Source organism: Kitasatospora sp. HPM-01-4 (genome assembly GCF_051374625.1).
Lineage (GTDB): Bacteria > Actinomycetota > Actinomycetes > Streptomycetales > Streptomycetaceae > Kitasatospora.
Map to the genome: position 1 here is coordinate 185720 of NZ_JBPQGP010000005.1, position 21160 is coordinate 206879.

19 protein-coding genes and 1 pseudogene are annotated in these 21160 nt (G+C 71.6%); 8 read left to right on the forward strand and 12 right to left on the reverse strand.

The features are described 5' to 3' along the window. The first annotated feature begins 56 nt into the window (after positions 1 to 56). A complete protein-coding gene (locus ACSMTC_RS01340) occupies positions 57 to 1007 on the forward strand; it encodes an NAD-dependent epimerase/dehydratase family protein (RefSeq protein ID WP_436557753.1) in 951 nt (316 codons plus the stop codon). Between the two features lie 255 nt (positions 1008 to 1262). Further along, positions 1263 to 2033 (forward strand): maleylpyruvate isomerase N-terminal domain-containing protein, encoded by a 771-nt coding sequence (locus ACSMTC_RS01345; RefSeq protein ID WP_436557754.1) that lies wholly within the window; start codon positions 1263 to 1265, stop codon positions 2031 to 2033. A gap of 11 nt (positions 2034 to 2044) precedes the next feature. On the opposite strand, the gene ACSMTC_RS01350 is transcribed toward ACSMTC_RS01345, so the two are convergent. Together ACSMTC_RS01350 and ACSMTC_RS01355 are read right to left on the reverse strand one after the other, a co-directional pair. Next, the gene (locus ACSMTC_RS01350; RefSeq protein WP_436557755.1) at positions 2045 to 3151 is read right to left on the reverse strand and encodes a serine hydrolase domain-containing protein; all 1107 of its coding nucleotides are present in this window, start codon (positions 3149 to 3151) and stop codon (positions 2045 to 2047) included. Between the two features lie 243 nt (positions 3152 to 3394). Next, positions 3395 to 3793: a hypothetical protein gene (locus tag ACSMTC_RS01355; RefSeq protein ID WP_436557756.1), complete on the reverse strand. Its 399-nt coding sequence runs from the start codon at positions 3791 to 3793 to the stop codon at positions 3395 to 3397. A gap of 725 nt (positions 3794 to 4518) precedes the next feature. Between ACSMTC_RS01355 and ACSMTC_RS01360 the strand changes: the two genes are divergently transcribed. From ACSMTC_RS01360 to ACSMTC_RS01370, 3 genes are all read left to right on the forward strand, one after another. Continuing rightward, positions 4519 to 6138, forward strand: a complete 1620-nt coding sequence (locus ACSMTC_RS01360; protein ID WP_436557757.1) for an ABC transporter substrate-binding protein — start codon at positions 4519 to 4521, stop codon at positions 6136 to 6138. Between the two features lie 521 nt (positions 6139 to 6659). Continuing rightward, the gene (locus ACSMTC_RS01365) at positions 6660 to 7946 is read left to right on the forward strand and encodes a vanadium-dependent haloperoxidase (protein WP_436557758.1); all 1287 of its coding nucleotides are present in this window, start codon (positions 6660 to 6662) and stop codon (positions 7944 to 7946) included. Positions 7947 to 8134: 188 nt separating this feature from the next. Then, complete coding sequence (locus ACSMTC_RS01370) at positions 8135 to 9001, forward strand: alpha/beta fold hydrolase (protein ID WP_436557759.1); 867 nt, start codon at positions 8135 to 8137, stop codon at positions 8999 to 9001. A 273-nt stretch (positions 9002 to 9274) separates the two neighbouring features. On the opposite strand, the pseudogene ACSMTC_RS01375 reads toward ACSMTC_RS01370, so the two are convergent. Then, a pseudogene (locus tag ACSMTC_RS01375) lies at positions 9275 to 9652 on the reverse strand (dimethylarginine dimethylaminohydrolase family protein); the annotation flags it as partial. Between the two features lie 231 nt (positions 9653 to 9883). Between ACSMTC_RS01375 and ACSMTC_RS01380 the strand changes: the two are divergent. Next, the gene (locus ACSMTC_RS01380) at positions 9884 to 10597 is read left to right on the forward strand and encodes a hypothetical protein (protein WP_436557760.1); all 714 of its coding nucleotides are present in this window, start codon (positions 9884 to 9886) and stop codon (positions 10595 to 10597) included. Between the two features lie 35 nt (positions 10598 to 10632). On the opposite strand, the gene ACSMTC_RS01385 is transcribed toward ACSMTC_RS01380, so the two are convergent. The 6 genes from ACSMTC_RS01385 to ACSMTC_RS01410 all read right to left on the reverse strand — a co-directional run bounded on the left by ACSMTC_RS01385 (position 10633) and on the right by ACSMTC_RS01410 (position 15156). Further along, positions 10633 to 11277, reverse strand: coding sequence for a response regulator transcription factor (locus ACSMTC_RS01385; protein ID WP_436557761.1), 645 nt, complete (start codon positions 11275 to 11277; stop codon positions 10633 to 10635). Further along, on the reverse strand, positions 11229 to 12536 hold the full coding sequence (locus ACSMTC_RS01390) for a sensor histidine kinase (RefSeq protein WP_436557762.1): 1308 nt from the start codon (positions 12534 to 12536) through the stop codon (positions 11229 to 11231). The genes ACSMTC_RS01385 and ACSMTC_RS01390 overlap by 49 nt, the downstream gene beginning before the upstream one ends. A gap of 1 nt (position 12537) precedes the next feature. After that, positions 12538 to 13338, reverse strand: coding sequence for a CPBP family intramembrane glutamic endopeptidase (locus ACSMTC_RS01395; RefSeq protein WP_436557763.1), 801 nt, complete (start codon positions 13336 to 13338; stop codon positions 12538 to 12540). 163 nt (positions 13339 to 13501) lie between these two features. After that, positions 13502 to 13714 (reverse strand): DUF4287 domain-containing protein, encoded by a 213-nt coding sequence (locus ACSMTC_RS01400; protein WP_436557764.1) that lies wholly within the window; start codon positions 13712 to 13714, stop codon positions 13502 to 13504. Between the two features lie 176 nt (positions 13715 to 13890). Continuing rightward, a complete protein-coding gene (locus tag ACSMTC_RS01405; RefSeq protein WP_436557765.1) occupies positions 13891 to 14559 on the reverse strand; it encodes a DUF4097 family beta strand repeat-containing protein in 669 nt (222 codons plus the stop codon). Between the two features lie 297 nt (positions 14560 to 14856). Continuing rightward, on the reverse strand, positions 14857 to 15156 hold the full coding sequence (locus ACSMTC_RS01410) for a hypothetical protein (RefSeq protein WP_436557766.1): 300 nt from the start codon (positions 15154 to 15156) through the stop codon (positions 14857 to 14859). A 445-nt stretch (positions 15157 to 15601) separates the two neighbouring features. Here ACSMTC_RS01410 and ACSMTC_RS01415 point away from each other — a divergent pair, with 445 nt between their 5' ends. Then, positions 15602 to 15820, forward strand: coding sequence for a hypothetical protein (locus tag ACSMTC_RS01415; protein ID WP_436557767.1), 219 nt, complete (start codon positions 15602 to 15604; stop codon positions 15818 to 15820). A 187-nt stretch (positions 15821 to 16007) separates the two neighbouring features. Here the strand turns inward: ACSMTC_RS01415 and ACSMTC_RS01420 are convergent, their stop codons facing one another. After that, positions 16008 to 17138: a hypothetical protein gene (locus ACSMTC_RS01420; protein ID WP_436557768.1), complete on the reverse strand. Its 1131-nt coding sequence runs from the start codon at positions 17136 to 17138 to the stop codon at positions 16008 to 16010. A 342-nt stretch (positions 17139 to 17480) separates the two neighbouring features. On the opposite strand from ACSMTC_RS01420, the gene ACSMTC_RS01425 reads away from it, so the two are divergent. Continuing rightward, positions 17481 to 17924 carry a hypothetical protein gene (locus tag ACSMTC_RS01425; RefSeq protein WP_436557769.1) on the forward strand — a complete coding sequence of 148 codons (444 nt, stop codon included), beginning with the start codon at positions 17481 to 17483 and terminating at the stop codon, positions 17922 to 17924. Positions 17925 to 17937: 13 nt separating this feature from the next. Here the strand turns inward: ACSMTC_RS01425 and ACSMTC_RS01430 are convergent, their stop codons facing one another. Further along, positions 17938 to 19311, reverse strand: a complete 1374-nt coding sequence (locus ACSMTC_RS01430) for a glucose-6-phosphate dehydrogenase (protein WP_436557770.1) — start codon at positions 19309 to 19311, stop codon at positions 17938 to 17940. Next, positions 19308 to 21137 (reverse strand): glycoside hydrolase family 15 protein, encoded by a 1830-nt coding sequence (locus tag ACSMTC_RS01435; protein ID WP_436557771.1) that lies wholly within the window; start codon positions 21135 to 21137, stop codon positions 19308 to 19310. The genes ACSMTC_RS01430 and ACSMTC_RS01435 overlap by 4 nt, the downstream gene beginning before the upstream one ends. Between the last annotated feature and the right edge of the window lie 23 nt (positions 21138 to 21160).

A 21160-nucleotide genomic window follows, 5' to 3' on the forward strand; every position in this document is an offset into this window, starting at 1 on the left:
ACAGCCCTTGATCATGGCCGTGTTACGAGCTCCAGGGGCCGGGTTAAGGTGTGCGGGTGAGTCTTCATGTGGTTGTCGGATACGGGCCCGCCGGGGCGGCCACCGCGCGGTTGCTGGCCGAGCAAGGACATTCGGTCCGCGTGGTCACCAGGTCGGGCCGTCCCCCGACGCCCGGCATCGAGCATCTGGCGCTGGACGCGAGGACTCCCGAGCAGCTGATCGAGGCCGCCCGCGGCGCTGCCGCCATCTACGGCTGCGCCGCGCCGCCCCTCCATCGCTGGGCGACCGAATGGCCGCCGCTGGCCTCGTCGCTCTGCGCGGCGGCCGAGGCGACCGGAGCCGTCCTGGTCATGCTGGGCAACCTCTACGGCTACGGCCCGGTGGACCGTCCCCTCACCGAGGACCTGCCGCTCGCGGCGACCGGCCCGAAGGGGCGGGTGCGGGCGGCGGCCTGGGAGCAGGCGCGGACACTGCACGAGGCGGGTCGCATCAGGGCGGTCGAGGTGCGCGCCTCGGACTTCTTCGGGCCCGGAGTGACCGAGGGGGGCCACCTGGCCTCGCGGGTCATGCCGCGCCTGCTGGGCGGCAAGCCCGTCGCGGTGCTCGGTGACCCGGACGCGCCGCACAGCTGGACCTATCTCCCCGATGTGGCCAGGGCGCTGGTCGAGCTCGCGGGCGAGGAGCGGGCCTGGGGACGGGCATGGCACGTGCCCACCGCCCCCGCCCTGTCGATCCGGGAGATGGTCGAGCGGATCGCCGTCGCGGCCGGTTCGGGTCCTCTCCCGGTGCGGAGGCTGCCGTCGGCGGTGCTGGGCCTGGCGTCGGTCTTCTCACCGCTGATCCGCGAACTGCGGGAGGTCCGCTACCAGTTCGACCGGCCGTTCGTGATCGACTCGTCTGCCTACGAGTCCGCGTTCGCGGTGCGCGCCACCCCGGTCGAGGAGCAGCTCAAGGCCACGGTGGAGTGGTGGCGTGAGCGGCTTTCCACCCCGGCGGCGGGTGGATGAGCCCGCGCGCCCGGGCATGGACGGCCGGGGCCGCCGTTGAGGGCGGGGCTTCTTTTTAGGCCGGTGCGTCGTTGAGGCCGGTTCGTCGTTGAGGCCGGTGCATCGTTGAGGCCGGTGCGAGTCGGCACGGTGGAGAGGCGGCGAGGCCCGGGCGGCCCTTGCGAGGTTCGAGGCCCGGTTGCCCGGAGCGGTGCGGGAGGGCGACCGGTACCGACGGTGGTTTGACCGCCCGCTCCGCAGGGATACCCATGGCGCATGATCCCATCCCATGTCAGCGGCACCCTTCCGGAGTTGGTCCCCTTCCTCCACGCGGTACAGGCACGAAGACCCGACGACGGCACCTGGTGCGAGGCGTGGACGGTACGTGACGTCGTGGCCCACCTGGCGGGCAACGCCGAGGAACTGGCCCGGGTGCTCCAGGCCTTCCTCGCGGGAACGCCGGTCGAGACCCGGGGCTTCGATCGGGAGGCCCCCTACCGGCGGATGTCCGACGCGGAGCTCTGGTCGGCGTTCATCGCCCGGTGCGAGCAGCTCACCGAGGTCACTGCGGCCGCCGCGACCGACCTGTCACCGGAGACCGAGGTGAGGTGGACCGGCCGGACCGTGAAGGCTCCCTTCTTCGCGGAACACATGCGCGAGGAACTGATCCTGCACCGCTGGGACCTGACCGGCGATGACCGAACAGCCCTGCAGGCGCTCAACGAGCCGTGGATGACGGAGCACAGCGTGGTGTCCGTCGGTCGGCCACTGCTGGCGCGGGGCTCCGCCGCCCTGGACCCGGGGCCCGCCGGACGGTTCGAGGACCGCCTGCGCACCCCGGGCACGGACGACGTCGTGGTGACCTCGGGCCCGGACGGCGGCAGCATCCGGCTGGCCGCCCCCGAGGGCCCGGCCACGATCGAGAGCGACGCGGCTGTGCGGGTCCTGCTCCTGTGGGGACGGCGCCCCGCGGACCCGTCACGCTGGCACAGCGCAGTCGGGCCCGAGGCCCTGCGCCGGGTGCGGACCCTCCTGAGCGGCTACTGAGACTGGGGGGGTCAGCTCGCGGCGGCCGCCTTGGCGACGATCTCGCTGATCCGGTCGACGGCGGCGGAGGGGCCGGGGAAGAAGCGGTTCTTGGTCAGGGCGAAGGAGAGACCGTTCTCGACGTCCGCATAGGCCGCGCTTCCGCCCATGCCGACCATGCCGAACACGCGCGGGGTCTCGTGCGGGTCGGCGCCGGGCCGGCCGAGGTTGTAGCCGAGGGCGCGCGGCAGCGGGAAGCCGACCATCTGGTCGACGTCGGACGTGGCCAGGGCGGAGACCTCGGCCAGCCGCTCGGGAGAGATCAGCCGGACGCCGTCCACTTCGCCGAGCAGTGCCGCGTACATCCTGGCCACCGCGCGGGCGGTCATGGTGCCGCCGGCCGGGATCTCGGAGGTGAGCACCACGGTGCTGTTGCCGTACTCGGCGTTCGGCAGGACGGCCGGCGGGGTCGCCTTGAACAGCGGCAGGTCCGCGGGCATCGAGGCCAGGACCTCGGCGCTGCCGGGCGCGTCCTCCATCCGGGCCAGCCGCTTCAGCTCGGAGTCCGGCACCCGGAGGAACAGCTCGTCGGCGATCCCCAGCGGCTCGGCGACCTCCTCCCGCAGGACCTGGGAGATCGGCTTGCCGGTGGCCCGGCGGACGATCTCACCCATGACGTAACCCCAGGTCACGGCGTGGTAGCCGGTCCTGGTGCCGGGTTCCCACCAGGGCTCGGTGCCGGCGATCAGGGCGCACATCCCCTCCCAGTCGGCCAGGTCCTCGGGCGTGATGCCGCCCGGGAGGGCCGGGACGCCGATCGAGTGGGTCAGGGCGTGCCGGACGGTCGCCTTCTCCTTGCCGTGGGCACCGAACTCCGGCCACAGCTCGGCGATCGGTGTGTCGTACGCGAGGGCGCCGCGCTCCGCAAGGACGTGCACCACGGTCGCGGTCACGCCCTTGCCGGTCGAGGCGCTGAAGATCGGGGTGTCCGAGGTGACCGGACGGCCGGTCCCGGGGTCGGCGAGACCCGCCACCACGTCCACCACCAGCTCGCCGTGCCGGTACACCGCGACCTGGAGCCCCTGCTCGGCCCCGGACTCGACCAGCTGGTCGACGGCCTGTTGCACGAGTTTCCGCATGATGTTCAAACCCTCCCGATCGGTGGCCGCGGTGCCTGTGGGGCACCGCTCACCCGGTCTGTCGGAGCCGGAAGCCGCTTCTCGACATCCGCCGGCCGGATTTCCTCCGCGGTCCCCTCGGGCCCGCCGGGGAGGGCGGGATCACCCCGGGACCGAACAGTCGGCCGCAGCCGGAGCACAGCGGCCGGAGGGCAGCGGCCGGGCCGACGGTTCGAGGGGCGCTGCCTCGGATACCGCTGTCGCTCAGATACCGCTGTCGAGCCGGATCGGCGTGGTGAGGAGGAGCAGCCGGCCGGCGCCGACCGCGGCCGTGAACTCGAAGGGGTTGGCGAACGGACCGGTGACCAGCAGCAGGGTGCGATGCGCGCGGACGGCGCGGCGCCACTCGCGAGTGACGCCTATCTCGCCGTCGAACCAGGCCTCGCCGCCGGGCCGGTGGATGACCAGACGGGACTCGTCCAGGACGGCCGACCAGGACGGCCGGGGACCGGCGGTCAACGCGAGAGCGGTGTCACGGTCCGCCCAGCCGTCCTCGGGAGCCGGCAGGCGGCCGGGGGCGGCGGGGACGACCAGGACCGGGCGGCGGTCGAACAGGAATTCCGGCCACGGACGACCGTCCAAGCCGGTACTGATCATCTCCATACACGCTCCCTTCCCCCACCCGGCCCAGCCACCCGGCCCGCCAGACGGACCACATCATCGTCCAAACGCCAGCCGCGGCGCGAGCGAATCCCGGATCATGCGGCGCGGATCCGCGGTCCGTGGATCCCACCGGCCGCACTCCTCGCCGGTTGCGGCGCAGCTGTCCACCGCAGCGGCGCCGGGATGCTCACCACGGCGGCCGCCGTAGCCGCGGACCGGGCCCGGAACATACCGTGCCCAGCTGACCGGAGCAGGCCGATCCGGTGAGCCGCGGCGCTCGGTGCTCGCCGCCCGGGTCCGACGTGGTGGCCGCCGTCCCGTGACCGACCTGCCGCAGGACGGCGAGGACGAGGGCTGCCGAGCAGGGGCCTTCCGCTGGATCCACGCCCTCTGGCGCACTGTGAGCTTGCTCTCTCACCGAAGATGAATAAACCGGACATTAGCTGACAACTTTTCGGCTACAGGGCGCCGAGCGGCCGCCGCCAATTCGCATTGTTCACCTGCCGGTGCAATTCGGAAATGTCCATATGGCACGCTACATCCCGACCAGTGCCTAGCACGAACATATGATCGACAATCCCCGCCGTGCCATCGCTGTCACGGGAGACCCCGTTGACGTTCCGACAGTGCGGTCGGACGGAACCGCAGGCGTTCGCCGTATCCCGGCGCACCGGGCGGCAGTCATCGGCATCCGGGCGGACCCGCAGGAGAAGGAACGTATCCGCATGACCTCAGCCAATCGACTGGCCGCGCTCGGATGTGCCGCGCTGGTCGCGACCACGGTGGCCGGCTGCGCCTCGGCCACCAAGGCCGTCACGGGCGGCTCGTCGAACAACGGCCCGATCACGATGGGCACGGTCAACACCACCAACGTGCTCGACCCGGCCGGTGCGTACGACTCGGGCTCCTGGCTGCTGCTCGACAACGTCTTCCAGTCGCTGCTGAAGTTCCCCGAGGACGCCACCTCGCCGCAGCCCGACGCGGCGAAGTCCTGCGACTTCACCGGGTCGGACGCGCTCACCTACGAGTGCACACTGCGCGACGGGCTGAAGTTCTCCAACGGCGACCCGCTGAGCAGCGAGGACGTCGTGTTCTCGATACAGCGCATGCTCAAGATCAACGACCCGGACGGTCCGGCCATGCTGTTCTCCACCGTCAAGTCGGTGGAGGCCAAGGGCGACCGGGGGGTGGTCTTCCATCTGAAGTCGCCGGACGCGGTGCTGCCCGCCAAGCTGGCCTCCGCCGCCGGGTCGATCGTGGACCACCAGGTCTTCCCCGCCGACAAGTTGCTCTCCAACGACAAGATGGTCGGCTCGGGCCCCTACAAGATCGACTCGATCGAGGACCTGGCGGGCAGCCAGACCCACGCCCTGGGCAAGGTCGCCCTCTCCGCCAACAGCCAGTACGGCGGCGACGTCAAGCTGCAGAACGACAAGTTCGTGGTGCGCTACTACAACGCGTCCGAGGACATCAAGGCGGACCTGGACAAGGGCGGCCTCGACCTCGTCGACAGCAACAGCCTCCCCCCGGCCACCACCGCCAAGCTGAACGACGACCAGCTGGCCGGCAAGGGCGACTTCAAGGTGACCACCGGGGACAGCGGCGACACCCGGTTCCTGGCCTTCAACACCAAGGACGCCACGGCCGGCAACCTGGCCGTCCGGCAGGCGGTGGCGCAGCTGGTGGACCGCAAGGCGCTCGCCCGTGACGCGTACGCCGAGACCGTCGATCCGCTCTACTCGCTGATCCCGGCCGGGATCACCGGGCACAACACCGCCTTCTTCGACAAGTACGGAGACCCGGACGTCGGCAAGGCGAAGCAGATCCTCGCCGGTGCCAAGGTCCAGACCCCGGTCCCGATCAAGCTCAACCTCGCTTCGTCCAGCAGCCGCTCGGCCGACCGCGAGATCAACACCCTCAAGAAGCAGCTGGAGGACAGCGGCCTGTTCCAGGTGACCCTCCAGCAGGAGAACGACTTCCAGAAGTACACCCAGGGCTGGGCGTCCGGTGCCTACCAGGCCTACCTGGTGAGCTGGAGCTCCGACTACCCGGACCCGGACGACTTCATCAGCCCGCTCCTGGTCGACGGCGGCACCTTCCACACCGGCTGGAACGACCCGAAGGTCTCGCAGCAGCTGGTGCCGGACGGCATCAAGCAGATCGACCGTGCGGCGGGCGGCGTCTACGCGCAGATCCAGAACTCGGTCGCCGACCAGGTGCCGCTGGTCCCGCTGTTCCAGAGCAAGTCGTTCTACGTCTCCCGCGGCAACGTCACCGGTGTCGAGAACACGGTCGACGCCACGGGCGTCTTCCGCTTCTGGGACATCGGCCGGGCCAAGAAGTGAGCTGACGGCGCGGACGGCGAAGGGCGGCCCCTCCCGCCGGGAGGGGCCGCCCTTCGCCGTCCTGGGTTCCGGGGATTCCGGGTGCCCGGCGGTAGGCCGATGACCGCCGGGCCCGGGTTGCGGCATGGGCCGGGTACCCGCACTCTGTACCTGGCAAGCGGCCTTGACGACGCGGAAAGGCGATCAGGCCGCCTGACCGTTCAAGCCCGGTCAACACCGAGACCTTGGTACGGATGACGCGTGCCGCCTCATGGGCCGGTATCCCGGCGAGTCCGGTCGCGATTCTCCGACGACCCTTTTCCAGCACAGGAATCAGGCGTACGGGAACCGGCTTCACACTTCCCGTCGAACTCCGGAGCAGGCATCCGGGGTACTTCCTTCCAGCACGCGATGCGGACTCCCCGCTCGATCCGCGGTGTCCGCCGACCGTCTGGCCCGCAGTGGCCCACGTGGTCGAAGTGGTCGAGCCGTATGACCACCGGTTGCCACGGCCCGCCACCCGCGACAAGGAGCCACAGGCCATGGGTGGAAAGCAGAAGACACTCGCCGTACTGATCGGAACCGCGCTGGCGGCCGGACTCACCGGCCCGGCCTTCGGGTCCACCGCCACCACCGCGGCGCACTCGCCCTCGCTGCCCGCCGCCGCCCCGGGGTCCGGGATGCCGGTCGTGGAGTGGAACCGCGAGCTCATCACCATCCTGGGCGATCCGAAGGCCCAACCGTCCACCGTCCACCCCACGCGCAGCTTCGCGCTCCTCCAGGCCGCCGAGTACGACGCGGTGGTGTCGATCACCCGGTCCGGCCCGGCCTACCTGTTCTCGGTGTCCGCGCCCCGGGGCGCCCGTGCGGATGCCGCGGCGGACCAGGCGGCCCACGATGTGCTGGCCGCCCTGTACCCGGCCAAGCGCGCGGGTGTGGACCAGCGGCTGAGCGGCCAGCTGTCCGCGATTCCCGACGGCTCCGGCAAACAGGCGGGCATTCGCGTCGGAGCCGAGGTCGCCCGCCGGCTCGTCGCCCTGCGGTCCCATGACGGGTCCTCGGCCACGCCGCCGCGGTTCAGCCCCGGCACCATGGCCGGCGACTACCGGCCCACGCCGACCGACTTCCCCACCCCGGTGTTCACCGACTGGGGCTCGGTCAAGCCCTTCGTGCTCACCGGCGGGAGCCAGTTCCGCCCGGCGGCGCCGCCGGCCGTGGGCAGCGCCGAGTACGCCACCGCGCTGAACGAGGTCAAGAGCCTGGGGAGCAAAACCAGTACCACCCGCACCCCCGATCAGACCGCGGCCGGGAAGTTCTGGGCGGCAGCGCCCGTCTGGAACGTCTGGAACCAGATCGCGCAGAACCTCGTCATCTCCGAGAACACCGGCCTGGAGAAGGCGGTGAAGGTCTTCGCCCGGCTGGACCTGTCCCTCGCCGACACCGCGATCGCGATGTACGACGCCAAGTACGCTTACCGTGTGTGGCGGCCCGTGACCGCCATCCGGCTCGGTAACACGCACTACAACCCGCGCATCGTCGGCGATCCCGGCTGGTCCCCTCTGCTGCCGACCGCCCCGGATCCGTCCTACCCCGGTGCTCACGGCGCTCTCAGCCAGGCGGCGGCGACGACGCTCGCCGGGTTGTACGGCGCGCAGCACCGCCTCTCGGTGACCTCGAAGGGCGTCACCCGGACCTTCGCCGGCTTCCAGGACGCCGCCACCGAAGCGTGGCTCAGCCGGATCTGGACCGGCCAGCACACCTCCATCGACAACCGCGCGGGACAGCAACTCGGCACGCGGGTGGCCGACTTCGTGGCACGCCACCTCTGAGTGCCCGCCCCGGCGGCAGCGCACCGCACGGCGGTGGCCGACGGCCGGCCGTACCCGATGCGCCGGGTACGGCCGGCTCCTGCCGCGGCGCACCGCCCGGAGTCATGAATGGCTGCCGGCGGGAGATTCGCTTAGCCTGCGAAGTGGCCCGGAACTGCTTCGGAATCCCCGGCAGGAGGTCGGATCGGATGGCCGTTCACCATCGCTACGCCACCGTACGGGGGCGGCAGCTGTTCTACCGGGAGGCCGGACCGAGCGACGCCCGGCACGTCGTGCTGCTGCACGGCTTTCCGACCAGCTCGTTCATGTTCCGCCACCTCATCCCGTCCCTCGCGGACCGGTACCACGTCATTGCCCCCGACCACCTCGGATTCGGCCTGTCCGATGCTCCGGGGGTCGACGAATTCGACTACACCTTCGATGCGTTGACGGAGCTGACCGCCGGACTGCTCGACCAGCTCCGCATCGACCGGTACGCGATCTACGTCCAGGACTACGGCGCACCCATCGGCTGGCGGCTCGCGCTGAACAACCCGGACGCCATCACCGCGATCATCACCCAGAACGGCAACGGCTACGAGGCCGGCTTCGTCGAGGACTTCTGGAAGCCCGTCTGGGCCTACGCCAAGGACCCGAATCCGCGGACCGAGGCCGCGATCCGGCCCGCGCTCGGGCTCGAGGCCACCAAGTGGCAGTACCTGCACGGCGTCCCCGATCCCAGCCTGGTCAGCCCCGACACCTGGTACCACGATGCCGCGCTGCTCCAGCGTCCCGGGAACGACCTGGTCCAGCTCAGGCTGTTCCGCGACTACGTCACCAACCTCGCGGTCTACCCGCGGTTGCACGAGTACCTCAGGGCCGGCAGGGTTCCGCTGCTCGCCGTCTGGGGCCGCAACGACGGAATCTTCGGACCGGCCGGAGCCATCGCCTTCGGGGACGACGTTCCCGACGCCGAGGTCCACCTCCTGGACGGCGGCCACTTCCTGCTCGAAAGCCATCTCGAAACGGTCGCCGAGCACATCCGGTCCTTCCTCGGCAGAGCACTCGACCACTAGGGACCCGAGCTCGTCCTACGGAGCGCCGAACCGGGCTTAGACCGACCGGCAATAGGGCCCGCGGCGTCGCGTGCCGATAGCTCTCGCCTGGACGCACATCCCTCGTCGCGCGCAGCGCCGCTGCGCTCTCCTCACGATGCACGCCCAGACTCGGCTCTCGCCCCGCTCCTTGATCCACGCTCCCTATTGCCGGTCGGTCTTAGCCGTCCCGCACGCACCGATGCGGCCTTCGCCGCCGGGCAGGCGGCGAAGGCGGACCGGATCCCCGGCCGGTCACCGGTCGCGGAGCTCCAGGGTGCAGCACTTGACGCTGCCACCCGCCTTGAGCAGCTCGGTGAGGTCCACTCCGATCGGTTCGAAGCCGCGTCGGCGCAGCTCGCCGATCAGGTGGGTGGCCGACTCGGGAAGCAGTACGTGGCGCCCGTCGGAGAGCGCGTTGAGGCCGAAGACGGCGGCGTCCGCGTCGGTCGCCAGGATCGCGTCCGGGAACAGCTCGCGCAGCACCGCGCGGCTGCCGGGGGTGAAGGCCGCCGGGTAGTACATCACCTCGTTCTCGGCGAGGACGGCGATCGCGGTGTCCAGGTGGTAGAACTTCGGGTCCACCAGGGTCAGTCCGGTCACCGGGATGCCGAAGAACTCCTGGGCCTCGCTGCTGGGGGTCTGGCTCGGCCGTTCGGCGACCGCCGCGCTGCGGCGCGGACGCTGACACCGACGGAGCCCACGGCTACCGTGCCGGTCCGCTGACCGGGTCGGCACGGTAGCCCTGAGGGCGGACCACCGGTTGCCGGGCCCCGCCCGTACCGTGCCCGGCCCCGCCGGAACCGGTCGCCGAAACCGGTCGACGGAACCGGCCGGGACGGACCAGCATGGTCACTCGTGACGATGACGAAGCAGTTCCTGGTCCGGGCGGCCGCACGCAACAACGCCGAGTGGTGCGCGACGATGAGCCGGTCGCACGGCCTGGCAGGCGAGTTCGGGCCGCAGGCCTGGGCCGCCCCGGCCCGGACGCCGCTCTACTACCCCGACGCGGTGACACTGGCGCCGGGCGCCGGAGCGGCCGCACTGGCGGACCGGATCGATACCGCCGTGCCCGGCGCCAGCGTCAAGGACAGCTTCGCCGACCTCGACCTCACAGAGGCCGGCTTCCGGGTGCTGTTCGACGCGCAGTGGATCCACCGCCCGCCGCTCCCTCCCGCCACCGCGCCGGATCTCACCTGGGACGTGGCCGGCAGCCCGGACGCACTGCGGGCCTGGGCCCTCGCCTGGGACGGCGGGGAGGGCAACGCGGACCTCTTCCGCCCCGAACTTCTCGACGCCCCGGCCACGTTCGTGCTGGCCGGCCGTTCCGCCGACGGCCGGGTGGCCGCCGGCGCGGTGGCCAGCCGCAGTGACCACGTGGTCGGGATCTCCAACGTCTTCGACCTGGAGGGCGGCGCCGAGGCGGCCTGGCCGGGGGTGCTGGACACGGTGCACCGGCTCTTCCCCACCCTGCCGGTGGTCGGCTACGAGCACGGTCAGGACCTGGATGCCGCGCTCCGTCAGGGGTTTGAGGCGATCGGTCCGCTGCGGGTCTGGCTGCACGGTTCCGATGCGTAGCGGTCCGTCGAGCACCTCGGTTCGGCGTCCGGCCGCTACCGCTTGAGGTAGGCCAGGACGGCCAGGACACGGCGGTTGTCGTCGGCGGACGGTTCGATCCCCAGCTTGGCGAAGATGCTCGCGGTGTGTTTGGCGACCGCGCTCTCACCGATGTGCAGGGCGTTCATGATGGCGACGTTCGACCGGCCCTCCGCCATCAGTTCCAGCACGTCGTGTTCGCGCGGGGTCAGCTGCGCGGTGTTTCCCCTGGCGTCGCTGCGGGCCAGGAGTCTGGCGATGACCTGGGGGTCCATGACCGTGCCGCCGGCCGCGACGGTGCGTACCGCGTCGATGAACTGCGCGGTGTGCGTGACCCGGTCCTTGAGCAGGTATCCGATCGCGCCCTGGCCTCCGGCCAGCAGTTCCTGGGCGTAGAGCTGGTCGACGTACTGGGAGAGGATCAGGACGGGCAGGGCCGGGCGTATCCGCCGGGCCTGGAGGGCCGCCTGCAGGCCTTCGTCGGTGAAGGTCGGCGGCAGGCGGATGTCGACCACGGCGACGTCCGGCGCCTCGTCGAGCAGTGCGCGCAGCAGGGCCGGACCGTTGTCCACGGCCGCGACCACCTCACAGCCGTGCTCCCGCAGGGTCCGTGTCAGCCCGTCCCGGAGCAGGAAGAGGTCTTCGGCGAGGACGACGCGCACGGTATCTCCAGGGTCGCGGTGGTAGGTCCGCCCTGCGGGCTGTGCAGGGCGAGAGTTCCGTCGAAGATACTCAACCGGCGCTGGACGCCGTGCAGTCCGCTTCCCCGGGAGGCGTCCGCACCGCCGCGGCCGTCGTCGGTGACCGTGACTCGCAGTGTGCCGTCCTCGTGCTCCAGGAGGATGCGCACCTCGTGGGCGCCGGAGTGCTTGGTCGCGTTGGCGAGGAGCTCGCCGACCGCGAAGTAGGCGGCGGACTCCACGGGTGCCGGGAGCCGTCCGGGCAGATCGGTCTCGACGTGGACGTCGAGGAAGCTGTCGAGCGCCAGGGACCGGACGGCGTCGCCGAGACCGCGGTCGGCGAGGATCGGAGGGTGGATGCCGTGGACCAGGTCCCTGAGGTCCTGGAGCGCCCGGGCCGAGGTCGCGCGTACTTCGAGCAGCAGCTCACGGGCGGCCTGCGGTTCGGTGTCCAGGAGCCGGGTCGCCTCGTCCAGGGTCATGCCGAGGGCGACGAGCCGGGCCTGCGCCCCGTCGTGCAGATCCCGCTCGATGCGCCGGAGTTCGGCCGCCTGGGTATCGAGTGCGTCGGCGCGGGTGTCGGTGAGGTGCTCGATGCGGCGGACGAGTTCGGTGGTGTACGGCGCGGAAAGCGCACGCCGGCTCCAGCCGCCGTGCAGCCTCAGCGCCACGGGGGCGAGGCGCAGCCCCGCCGCGATGAACGTGAGCCCGAGGAGGAGGGCGGCGAGCATGGTGGCGGTGGAGTGGACGGGGATGAAGGCGTACCAGTTGCCGTCGTCGATCAGCCGCCAGATGAACGGCTGCACCAGCACGCCGAACACCCCGTAGTCGACGAGCGCGAGCGGCACCGCGACCAGCACTCCGCCGATCCACGGCTCCAGCCACGCCCAGCCGAGGTCGCGCCAGAACCCCTCGTCGCCGAGGACGGCGGCCGCCCGCCCGCGAAAGCTCCCGGAGGCTTCGCGGACGAGCGGTTCGGGTGGGCTGATGTGTGTGCCCGTCCAGCGGACGGTCCAGGACCGGTAGCGGTCGGAGAGCCTGCGCAGGGCCGCCGCGGCGGGTGGCAGCAGGGGAAAGCCCGCGGCGATCGGGAGCAGCAGCAGCGCGCACACCACCAGGGCACCGGTGGCGGACACCGCGAACGCTGCCAGTGACAGCAGCTGGCACCGGCCGACGGCAGCCCAGCCGCCGACTCCCGGGCGCCTGTCCCCCCGCACCATGACCACCCGTCGCTCCCTCACGTCAGCGCGCTCCGTGCGCCGCCGGGATCCTAACCGCCGGTGCCCTCAGCACCCACGGCACCGCCGCCAGCAGGCACGCGCCGCCGAACAGCACCATGGGCAGCGCCGTGCCGGACTCGTCGTCCATGAACAGGAGCATCCCCAGGTTGACCAGGGTGTGGAAACCGCCCGCCAGCAGCAGCCGGTTGGCCCGCACGTGCTCCAGGGCGAGACCGAGGATGACGGACATCGCCACGGTGGCCAGCAGGAATCCGGCCGCGTACGCCGGAGCGTGCGCGAAGATCTGCACATGCCACACGCCCCACACCGCACCCACCAGGGCCGACGCGGTGAGCGGGCCGAACCGGGTGCGCAGCAGGGGCTGGAGCAGGCAGCGCCAGCCGATCTCCTCGCCGCACGCGCCGACCAGCTGTGCCACCACGATCAGCGCGAAGGGGTCGCTCAGCGTACCCGGATCGGTCATCCGGAGGCCGCCCTCCACCCACGCGTACCCACCCGCACTGAGCGCGATGATCAGCGGTGCCGTGAGCAGCAACAGCAGCCCCCGGCTCGGCCCGCCCCGCACGGCCCGCGCTGCCTCCCGCCTCCGGGGCAGGGCCCCGGCGAGCCTGCTCCGTACCCGGGAGGGCCACAGCAGGGCCACCGTCACCACCCCGGCGGCGGGGCCGAACTGCGTCAGCTGGACCACCTCGGGCGGTATCCCCGTCGCGGGCTGCACCGCCCCCAGCGCCCCCGCCGCCACGAAGGCGACCGCGAGGTACACCCCCGCCTCCGCCTTCCACTCCCGCTTCGATTCCCGCATGCCGCCTGGCCTCCTGGTCGCTCGGTCCGTTCGCGTCACCGTCCACGGTGCCGGTCCGAGAACCCGCGGTCATTGCGGCTAGCTACCCAGTTGGGGTGTATCCAGGTACACCCCGTCCACGCCCGAGGACATGGTCGACTGGTACCAGGGGGAACTCACGGGCCTACTTGCCGCTCTCCTCGGCAAGGGTGTGGGCGACCAGGGCGTTGGCGTGACCGTGCCCCAGTCCGTGCTCGGTCTTGAGCCAGGAGACGATGTCCATGTGCTTGGTCAGGGGTGAGGAACGGATGAGGTCCTTCCAGTCCGCTATCGGACGGCCGTACTTCTTCTCGATCGAGGGAAAGTAGCTCGCGGGGCCCTTCACAGGTTCGGTCATGGCTGCAGTGTGCCATTCCGCGACCAGGAAATGATCTTGGAAGTGCGGCTTCTCACACTCGGGCGATCCCGTCACTGACCTGGCGTCAACTACGTGTCGCTGTCGGTATGGTCGGTCGCCGCCATGGCCCCGGTCGCGACTGACGGCACACCGGAGCGCCGCCGCACCGCCATGGCTCAGTCGTCCGTGACGGACACGCTGCCGCCGTCGGTGTGGGCCTTGATCCGGTGCGGGGAGGCGGGGTCGACCGCCACACCGACGGACCGGTTCGTCACACTGCCGCCGAGATCCACCGCGTAGGAGCCTTTGGGCAGCCTGACACTGACGGCGCCGCCACCGCTGTGGGCGTCGACCTGGTCCGGCGTCTGGTCGAACCCCACGTTTACGCTGCCGCCGTCGGTGCGGGCGGTGACGTCCTTGGCCACGGAGTGGCTGATCTCGACGGAGCCACCGTCGGTGTGCGCGTAGGTCGCACCGGACAGCCCCTCGACGCTGATGCTCCCGCCGTTGTTCTCCAGGTGCGTGGCGGCGCTCCGGGGCAGCTCGACCCGGTACGCCACGTCGCACTTGGCACCCAGCCCCGTGGAGCCGCAGCCGGTCGCCCTGAGGGTGAGCTCGCCGTCCTGGACGGAGTGCGAGGTGCGGGGCCTGCCCTCCGAGTAGATGTAGGTCTCCACCACCTTGACCGTGCTCCGGTCGGTGGCGACGACCTCGATGCTGCCGCCGCGGTCCTCGACCCGAAGGGACTTGACCGCATCCGCCACATCGTAGGTCTGGGAATCGGTCCTCGATTCGACGGCCGAGCAGCCGCCGGCGAAGGCGACCGCGGCTACCGCGGTGGCCACCGCCCACGTCCTTCCGTGGACGGCGGTACGGGAACGGACATTGGTGGACACGGATTTCCCCTCCAGGACAGCACATCGGTCGTACCTCGGACATCCTGCTCCGGTGGAACCGGACGGGGCATCAGGAACAACCCTGCAAAGCCCCTGACATCGGCCGACGACATCTCAGGGGCGGAGTCGGGGTCGGCCGGACTCCCCCGGGCCGCTCCGGTTGCGCCGGGAGGCCGCCGTCCTGTCCGCGGCACCCACCGGGCCGCGGGCCGGCCACCCCGCGCGGCCGGCCCCGACGGCTCCGGGCTACTGACCCGTGAACTGCTGGTAGTTGAGGCCGTTGCAGCCGAAGGCGCGGAGCCCGTAGGCGAAGCTGTCGTCGATGCAGCGGCCGGTGTTGAGGTTCCTGATGGCCCCGGTGTCGTTGAGCTGCGGGGCGCCGGGGTGCAGGACGGCGGCCGGCTGCGAGTCCGCCGGGAGCGAGGACGAGCCTGCGGTGTTCACGGCCGAGGCCGTACCGGATGCGGCGATCATGAGGGTCGCACTCGTCGCGAGCGCCGTGACAAGCCGGGCCGAACGGCCCGCCAGCAACCTTCGGAATCCCATGGTGCCTCCTGTCGAGAGGACGCCGCACGCTTGCCCGTCATCGGGCGACACGTGGCCCAGGCCGCGCGGGTGGGACCGGCGTCGTCACCGAAGCTAGCCTGCCGTGTCGTGCCCGTGCCAGAGGCGCCAAAGCGGCTGATCAGGCGTTCAGTGGCGTGCCGGGGCGGCCGTCGACGTCCGCACCACCATCAGGTGCTCCGCACGCTCTTCACTCGGCGCCGGTCCCGTTCCGTGCACCAGGTTCCACAGCCCGTCCCGCCGGGCCGGGGCGCCCCGGCTTGATCGGTGGCGACGGCCCCCGCGGCCTCACCACCCGCCGACGGTTTCCCCATCCGGCTTCCGGCCACGAACTCCGGTGCGCCGCCCGGTGGATGTCAACTTTCGTCGAAGGCGGTGTGGCCTTCCGGCTGATGTCGCGTCCCGCCGCGCCGACTAGCCTGGAGCCATGAATGAGCCCCTGAGAAAGCTGCTGGGCTTCGTCAGCTTCGTTCTGATCGTGGGCGGTGTCAGTGGTCTGCTGCACGAGTGGTTCGACTGGCTCCGCCTCTTCGGCTTCATGCGATACCTGGTCCCCGGCGGTTATGAGATCTACGGATACGGCGTGATGATCGCGCTGGGCGTCGCGGTGGGCGGGCTGAGCGAGCGCGGGCGGAACAGCCGCTAGCCGATGCGGACGCCATGGCCTGGTGCTCCGGCTTGCAGCTCGTGAGGTGACCGAGGTGGGAGACCCGGCAGTGGCCGATGTACCGGCCCTCCCCGAGCCCCACCTGCGGTGCCCACCCCGGCCCCGGACGGCTGCGCGGCACGCCACACCGACCGCCTGCTCCCGGACGGCGGTGCCGGGCTCCCGGCTACCGGCTGTGCTGGCTGGCGGTGTTCTTGACGGGTCGCAGTTCGGTCGGCAGCGGCCGCGTCCTGGACAGCTTCACCGCGACGCCGCGGGCGAGGTCGAAGGCCACTACCGGGTCGGCCTGGTCCACCCAGGGGTGGGCGCCGCACCACGGCCCGATCACCCGGTACTGCTCCAGCGCCTCCGCGTACATCCCGGCCCGGCCGAGGTAGTCGACGAGCAGGTGCCGGAGCACCGGCAGGCGTGAGTCGTCCGCCGGAACGGCCGCCAGCGCCTCGGCGACCGCCTTCAGCCGTCGCCTCGCCGCCCGGTTCGCCGGCACCGCGCGGGGGCCGTTGCGCTTCTCCAGCTCGTGGAGCGCGTGCAGGTAGATCCCGGCCAGCGGACTGCCCGCGGGAGCACCGTCCGCGGCGCGCTCGGCGAAGGCCATCATCTCCTCGTCCGTGCCGAACCACTTGGCACACCAGTACTGCATGCCCTGCCAGTGCCCCTCGTAGTGGTGCGGGGCACGCGAGACCAGTCCGTCCCACAACGGCTGGAACCGGTCCGGCCGGTACTGGGCGCCACGTGCCGCCGTCACCATGACCACCCACGGCCCCGGGTCCTCCGGTGCCAGCAGCGCGGCCCGGTGCGCCGCCTCGATCGCGGCGGGCAGCAGCTCGCGGAACTCCGCCATGTTCTCGGCCGGCACCTCGTGCGCGTACCCGGAGCCCCGGATCTCCCAGGCCCGGTGCACCATCCGCTGGGCCTCCAGGGTCGCGGCATCGCAGCTTCCCGGGTCCGCCGAGCGCCAGGCCGTCAGCCAGGCGTCGTCCTGTTCGGCGATCTCGGCCAGCAGTGCCAGCCGGGACCAGCGCTCGTCCCAGTCCCGGCCGGCCGCCTCCACATGTGCGGCGGCCGGCCGCCAGTTCCCGCCCCAGGCCGCGTCTGCCACCGCCTGCGACCGCGCGCGTCGTTCGGCGGATATCGGCGGTCCGGCCCGCCGGGGATCGAGCCCGTCACGCGGCACCAGACCGTACGCGGCCGCGGAGAACCCCGAGCGGGCCCATGTGACGGCCCTGCCCCTACGGTTGGCGCCCCTCAGCGGAGCGATGACGAGAACGGCCAGCAGCAGGATCAGAAAGTACGTCACAGCGGATGATCATCCCTGGTCACACGGGGCGCGGGCAACGGAGATCAACGCGGTCGCCGCGACAGCCGGCCTCAGGGCCCTCGCCCGAAGGCCCCGACCAGAGTCCCCGACGGCTGTGCCGGACGACGCCATCGGTCTCCGGGCATCGCACCGACGGTTCACCGATCCGGCGACCTCGCGCGTGCCTCGCCGCGTGACCCGGCATCCGAACCCGCCTTCCGTCACGACCCGTCGGGTGTCCATACCCTATGGTGGTGCCGCGCCGCCTTCCTGGTGCGGCGCCGAAACCGGGGGGTTGACGTGCAGAGTTCTCACAGTGGGCCGGCTCTTCTCATAGCCGTGGTGATCATTGGTCTGGTGGTGCGCCGACAGCTGCGCACCCGTCCGGTGCGGCCCGTCGGATCGCTGGTCACCCCGGCGGTCTTCGGTGTCCTGGGCATCCTCGGGATCGCCTTCGGTGCGGCCTCGGTCGTCAAGTACCATCCGCTGACCGCGCTTCCCGTCGTCCTCCTGGTGGTGAGCCTGGCCGCCGCGGCCGGCCTCGGCGCGGCCAGGGCGCGGACCGTGCGGGTCTGGCGCGACCCCCAGGGTGAGGTGCTGCGCAAGGGGACGGCGGCCACCACCGGGCTGTGGCTGACCTCGCTGGCGGTGCACCTCGGGCTGGGCCTGTGGATCGACCACGCGGCCGGGACCGGAGTGCTGGGGACCGCGTCGCTGTACGCGTACCTGGCAATCGGCCTGGGGACGCAGAACCTTCTGGTCCGCGGACGGGCCGCCGCACTGTGACCCGGGCCTGACGCTAGTGCTCCGGCCGACGCCGAGGCGGCCCGTCCGAGCCCGCCGGGTACTGCTCCAGCGGGACCAAGTCCCGTTCCCAGGCGGACAGTACGGGTGTGAGGACCCGCCACGCCTCCTCGGCCTCGTCGCCCCGGATGGACAGGGCGGGATCCCCCTTGAGGGCATCCAGCAGGAGCCGGCCGTAGGCGGGCAGCCCGGCCGGTTCCATCCGGGCGGTCAGCGAGAGCGGGTTGAGGCCATGGGCCTGGAAGCCGGCGCCGGTCAGCTCCAGGGCCAGCTCTTCCGGCTCGAGTCCGAAGCGGAGCACGTTGGGCAGGGCTTCTGCGCTGCGGCCGAAGGGCGGGTGAGGGGCGGGACGGAAGCGCACCACGACCTCCTTGCGGTCCGCTCCGAGTGCCTTGCCGCTGCGGAGCCGGAACCTCGTTCCGGCCCAACGCGGGCTGTCCAGTTCCAGTTCCACCTCGGCGAAGGTCTCGGTACGGCGGCTCGGGTCCACGCCTTCCTCGTCGACGTAGGCGGGGATGTCACGGTCGCCGATCCGACCGGGCAGATAGCGCGCACGGCGGGTGCGGTGCACCACGTCCTCGTCGCTGAGGCGCCGTACCGACCGCAGTACGTCGACCTTGCGGTCGCGCAGGTCCCGCTCGCCGAGGGTGGCCGGCGGTTCCATGGCCACCAGGCAGAGCAGCTGGAGCAGGTGGTTCTGCACCATGTCCTTCAGTGCCCCGACGGTGTCGTAGTAGCCGGCCCTGCCTTCCAGGGCGAGCGTCTCGTCCCAGACGATCTCCACCTCGGCGATGTGGGTGCCGTTCCAGACGGGCTCCAGCACGCGGTTGGCGAGCCGGCTGCCGAGCACGTTCTGGACGGACGTCATGGCCAGGAAGTGATCGACCCGGAACACCGCCTGCTCCGGCAGGAGTTCGGCGAGCAGGCCGTTCAACTCCCGCGCACTGGCCAGGTCTTCGCCGAACGGCTTCTCCAGCACGATCCGGCTGCCCGGCGGCAGTCCCGCGCGGTGCAGTGCGGTGACCACGCGGGGGAAGAGCGCCGGCGGGAGGGCGAGGTAGACGGCGACCGGCCCTTCACCGCCGATGGCCGAGGCGACGTCGGCGGGGTCGGTGACATCAGCCCGTCGATAGCGGGCCGATGCCGCGATCGCCTGCTTCACCTCGGCCGCGCAGGCTCCGCCATGGCGGTCGAGCTGGGCCGCGATCCACTCCCGGTACTGCTCGCTGTCCCAGTCCTGCCGGCTCGCGCCGGTCAACCGCAGCCGGTCGCCGACGTGTCCCCCCGCCCGCAGGGCGGCCAGCGCCGGCAGGAGGTAGCGCGCGCTGAGGTCACCTGTCGCACCGAAGATGGCGAGCCGGTCGATCATGTCTGAGTGCCTGCCTTCGCTCGGGCGAGGTTCACGCCACTGGCGATGATCCCGATGTGGCTGAACGCCTGCGGAAAGTTGCCCATGAACTCTCCGCTGGACGGGTCGATCTGCTCCGACAGCAGCCCCAGCGGGCTCGCCCGGGCGCACAGCGAGGCGTACAGCTCCTCGGCCTCCTCGGTCCGGCCCTGGCCGATCAGGTTGTCCACCAGCCAGAAACTGCACAGCACGAAGGCGCCCTCGTCGCCGGCCAGACCGTCGGGCGCCTCCTCGTGCAGGTAGCGGTAGAGCAGCCCGTCACCGGCGGACAGGCGCTCGGCGATGGCGGCGGTGGTCGCCACCATCCGGGGGTGATCGGCCGGCACGACCCGGCGCAGCGGCAGCGCGAGCAGGCTCGCGTCCACGACGCCGCCGCCGTCCAGGTGGGCGCTGAGGGTCCGTGCGTCCTCGTCCCAGGACTGCTCCAGGATGAGTTCGCGCAGCCGGTCGGCCGAGGTCCGCCAGCCGGCGATCCGCCCGGACAGGTTCAGCCGCTCACCGATGGCCGCCGCCCGGTCGAGGGCCACCTGGCACATCCCGGCGGAGTAGGTGAACACCCGGCCCTCGCTGCGCACCTCCCAGATTCCCTGGTCCGGCTGCCGCCAGGCCTGGCCGGCTGAGTCGGCCAGCCCGGCCAGGCTGGCCCACAGCGCGGGCTGGATCTCGCCGCCGGAACGCAGCCACTGGTCGGCGCAGTCCAGGATCTCGCCGTAGACGTCGTGCTGGCGCTGGTCGGCCGCGCCGTTGCCCCATCGCACCGGGGCGGAGCGCCGGTAGCCCTCCAGCTCGCTGTCCTCGACCTCGTCCGGCACCGGGCCACCGTGGAGGTCGTACATGATCCGGGGCCGCCGGCTGTACTCGAAGGCGTCGAGGACCCAGCCGAGGAAGGCGTCGGCCTCGCCGCGGAAGCCGATCCGGCGCAGGGCGAACACGGCGAAGGCCGTGTCGCGGATCCAGGCGTAGCGGTAGTCCCAGTTGCGGATCCCGCCGATCGGTGCCGGCAGGGAGGAGGTGGGCGCCGCGGCCAGTGAGCCGTTGGCCCAGTCGTCGCACAGCTTCAGCGTGATCGCGGCGCGCCTGACCAGGGCCTCCTCGGGGCCGTCGTAGTCGAAGTGGTTCATCCAGCGGCGCCACGCGTCCGCGGTTCCCCGCAGCATCGCATCGGTGTCGAACCGGTGGTGGCGGTGGAAGCGGCCCCAGGACAGGACGAGGTCGAGGCGATCGCCCTGCCGCAGGTCGTACGTGCCGTGCATGCCGGTGAGGGGACGGTTGGACCGTAGGTGGAGCCGTAGGTCCGGCCGCCGGGACGGACGCACTTCCAGTCCGCTGAACATGACCCTCGCCTGCCCGCCGCCGCGGGGCTCCAGGTCGGCCCGCAGGCGGACGTTCCCGGCCAGGACCACCGCCGAACGCACCAGTTCGGCCCGGTCGGCCGGGGCGTCATCGGTGAGATCGGCGCCGGAGCGCAGGGCCAGCGCATCGGTGATCCGGACCAGTCCGGTGGTGCTGCGCAACTCGGTGGTCAGCACGCCGGTGTCAGGTTCGTAGCGCTGCCGCGCCTCCACCAGGTGCTCCGGTGCCAGGGTGAAGTGCCCGCCCCGAGCCTGGTCCAGCAGGCCGCAGAACAGGGGTTCGGCATCGAGCCTGGGCAGGCACATCCACGGGATGGAGCCGTCCAGGCCGACCAGCGCGGCCGTCGTGCCGTCCCCGATGAGGCCGTGGTCCTTCAGCGGCAGGTAGCCCTCCTGCCTGCGGACCGGCCGGAACGGTGGATCGGGATCGTGCATTCCTCCTCGCTTTCACGGCGCCG

Coding starts and splice junctions, on each gene's coding strand:
- ACSMTC_RS01345 (WP_436557754.1), top strand. CDS start 1,263: ATGATCCCATCCCATGTCAGCGGCACCCTTCCGGAGTTGGTCCCCTTC.
- ACSMTC_RS01350 (WP_436557755.1), bottom strand. CDS start 3,151: ATGCGGAAACTCGTGCAACAGGCCGTCGACCAGCTGGTCGAGTCCGGG.
- ACSMTC_RS01355 (WP_436557756.1), bottom strand. CDS start 3,793: ATGGAGATGATCAGTACCGGCTTGGACGGTCGTCCGTGGCCGGAATTC.
- ACSMTC_RS01360 (WP_436557757.1), top strand. CDS start 4,519: ATGACCTCAGCCAATCGACTGGCCGCGCTCGGATGTGCCGCGCTGGTC.
- ACSMTC_RS01365 (WP_436557758.1), top strand. CDS start 6,660: ATGGGTGGAAAGCAGAAGACACTCGCCGTACTGATCGGAACCGCGCTG.
- ACSMTC_RS01370 (WP_436557759.1), top strand. CDS start 8,135: ATGGCCGTTCACCATCGCTACGCCACCGTACGGGGGCGGCAGCTGTTC.
- ACSMTC_RS01380 (WP_436557760.1), top strand. CDS start 9,884: ATGACGAAGCAGTTCCTGGTCCGGGCGGCCGCACGCAACAACGCCGAG.
- ACSMTC_RS01395 (WP_436557763.1), bottom strand. CDS start 13,338: ATGCGGGAATCGAAGCGGGAGTGGAAGGCGGAGGCGGGGGTGTACCTC.
- ACSMTC_RS01400 (WP_436557764.1), bottom strand. CDS start 13,714: ATGACCGAACCTGTGAAGGGCCCCGCGAGCTACTTTCCCTCGATCGAG.
- ACSMTC_RS01410 (WP_436557766.1), bottom strand. CDS start 15,156: ATGGGATTCCGAAGGTTGCTGGCGGGCCGTTCGGCCCGGCTTGTCACG.
- ACSMTC_RS01415 (WP_436557767.1), top strand. CDS start 15,602: ATGAATGAGCCCCTGAGAAAGCTGCTGGGCTTCGTCAGCTTCGTTCTG.
- ACSMTC_RS01430 (WP_436557770.1), bottom strand. CDS start 19,311: ATGATCGACCGGCTCGCCATCTTCGGTGCGACAGGTGACCTCAGCGCG.
- ACSMTC_RS01435 (WP_436557771.1), bottom strand. CDS start 21,137: ATGCACGATCCCGATCCACCGTTCCGGCCGGTCCGCAGGCAGGAGGGC.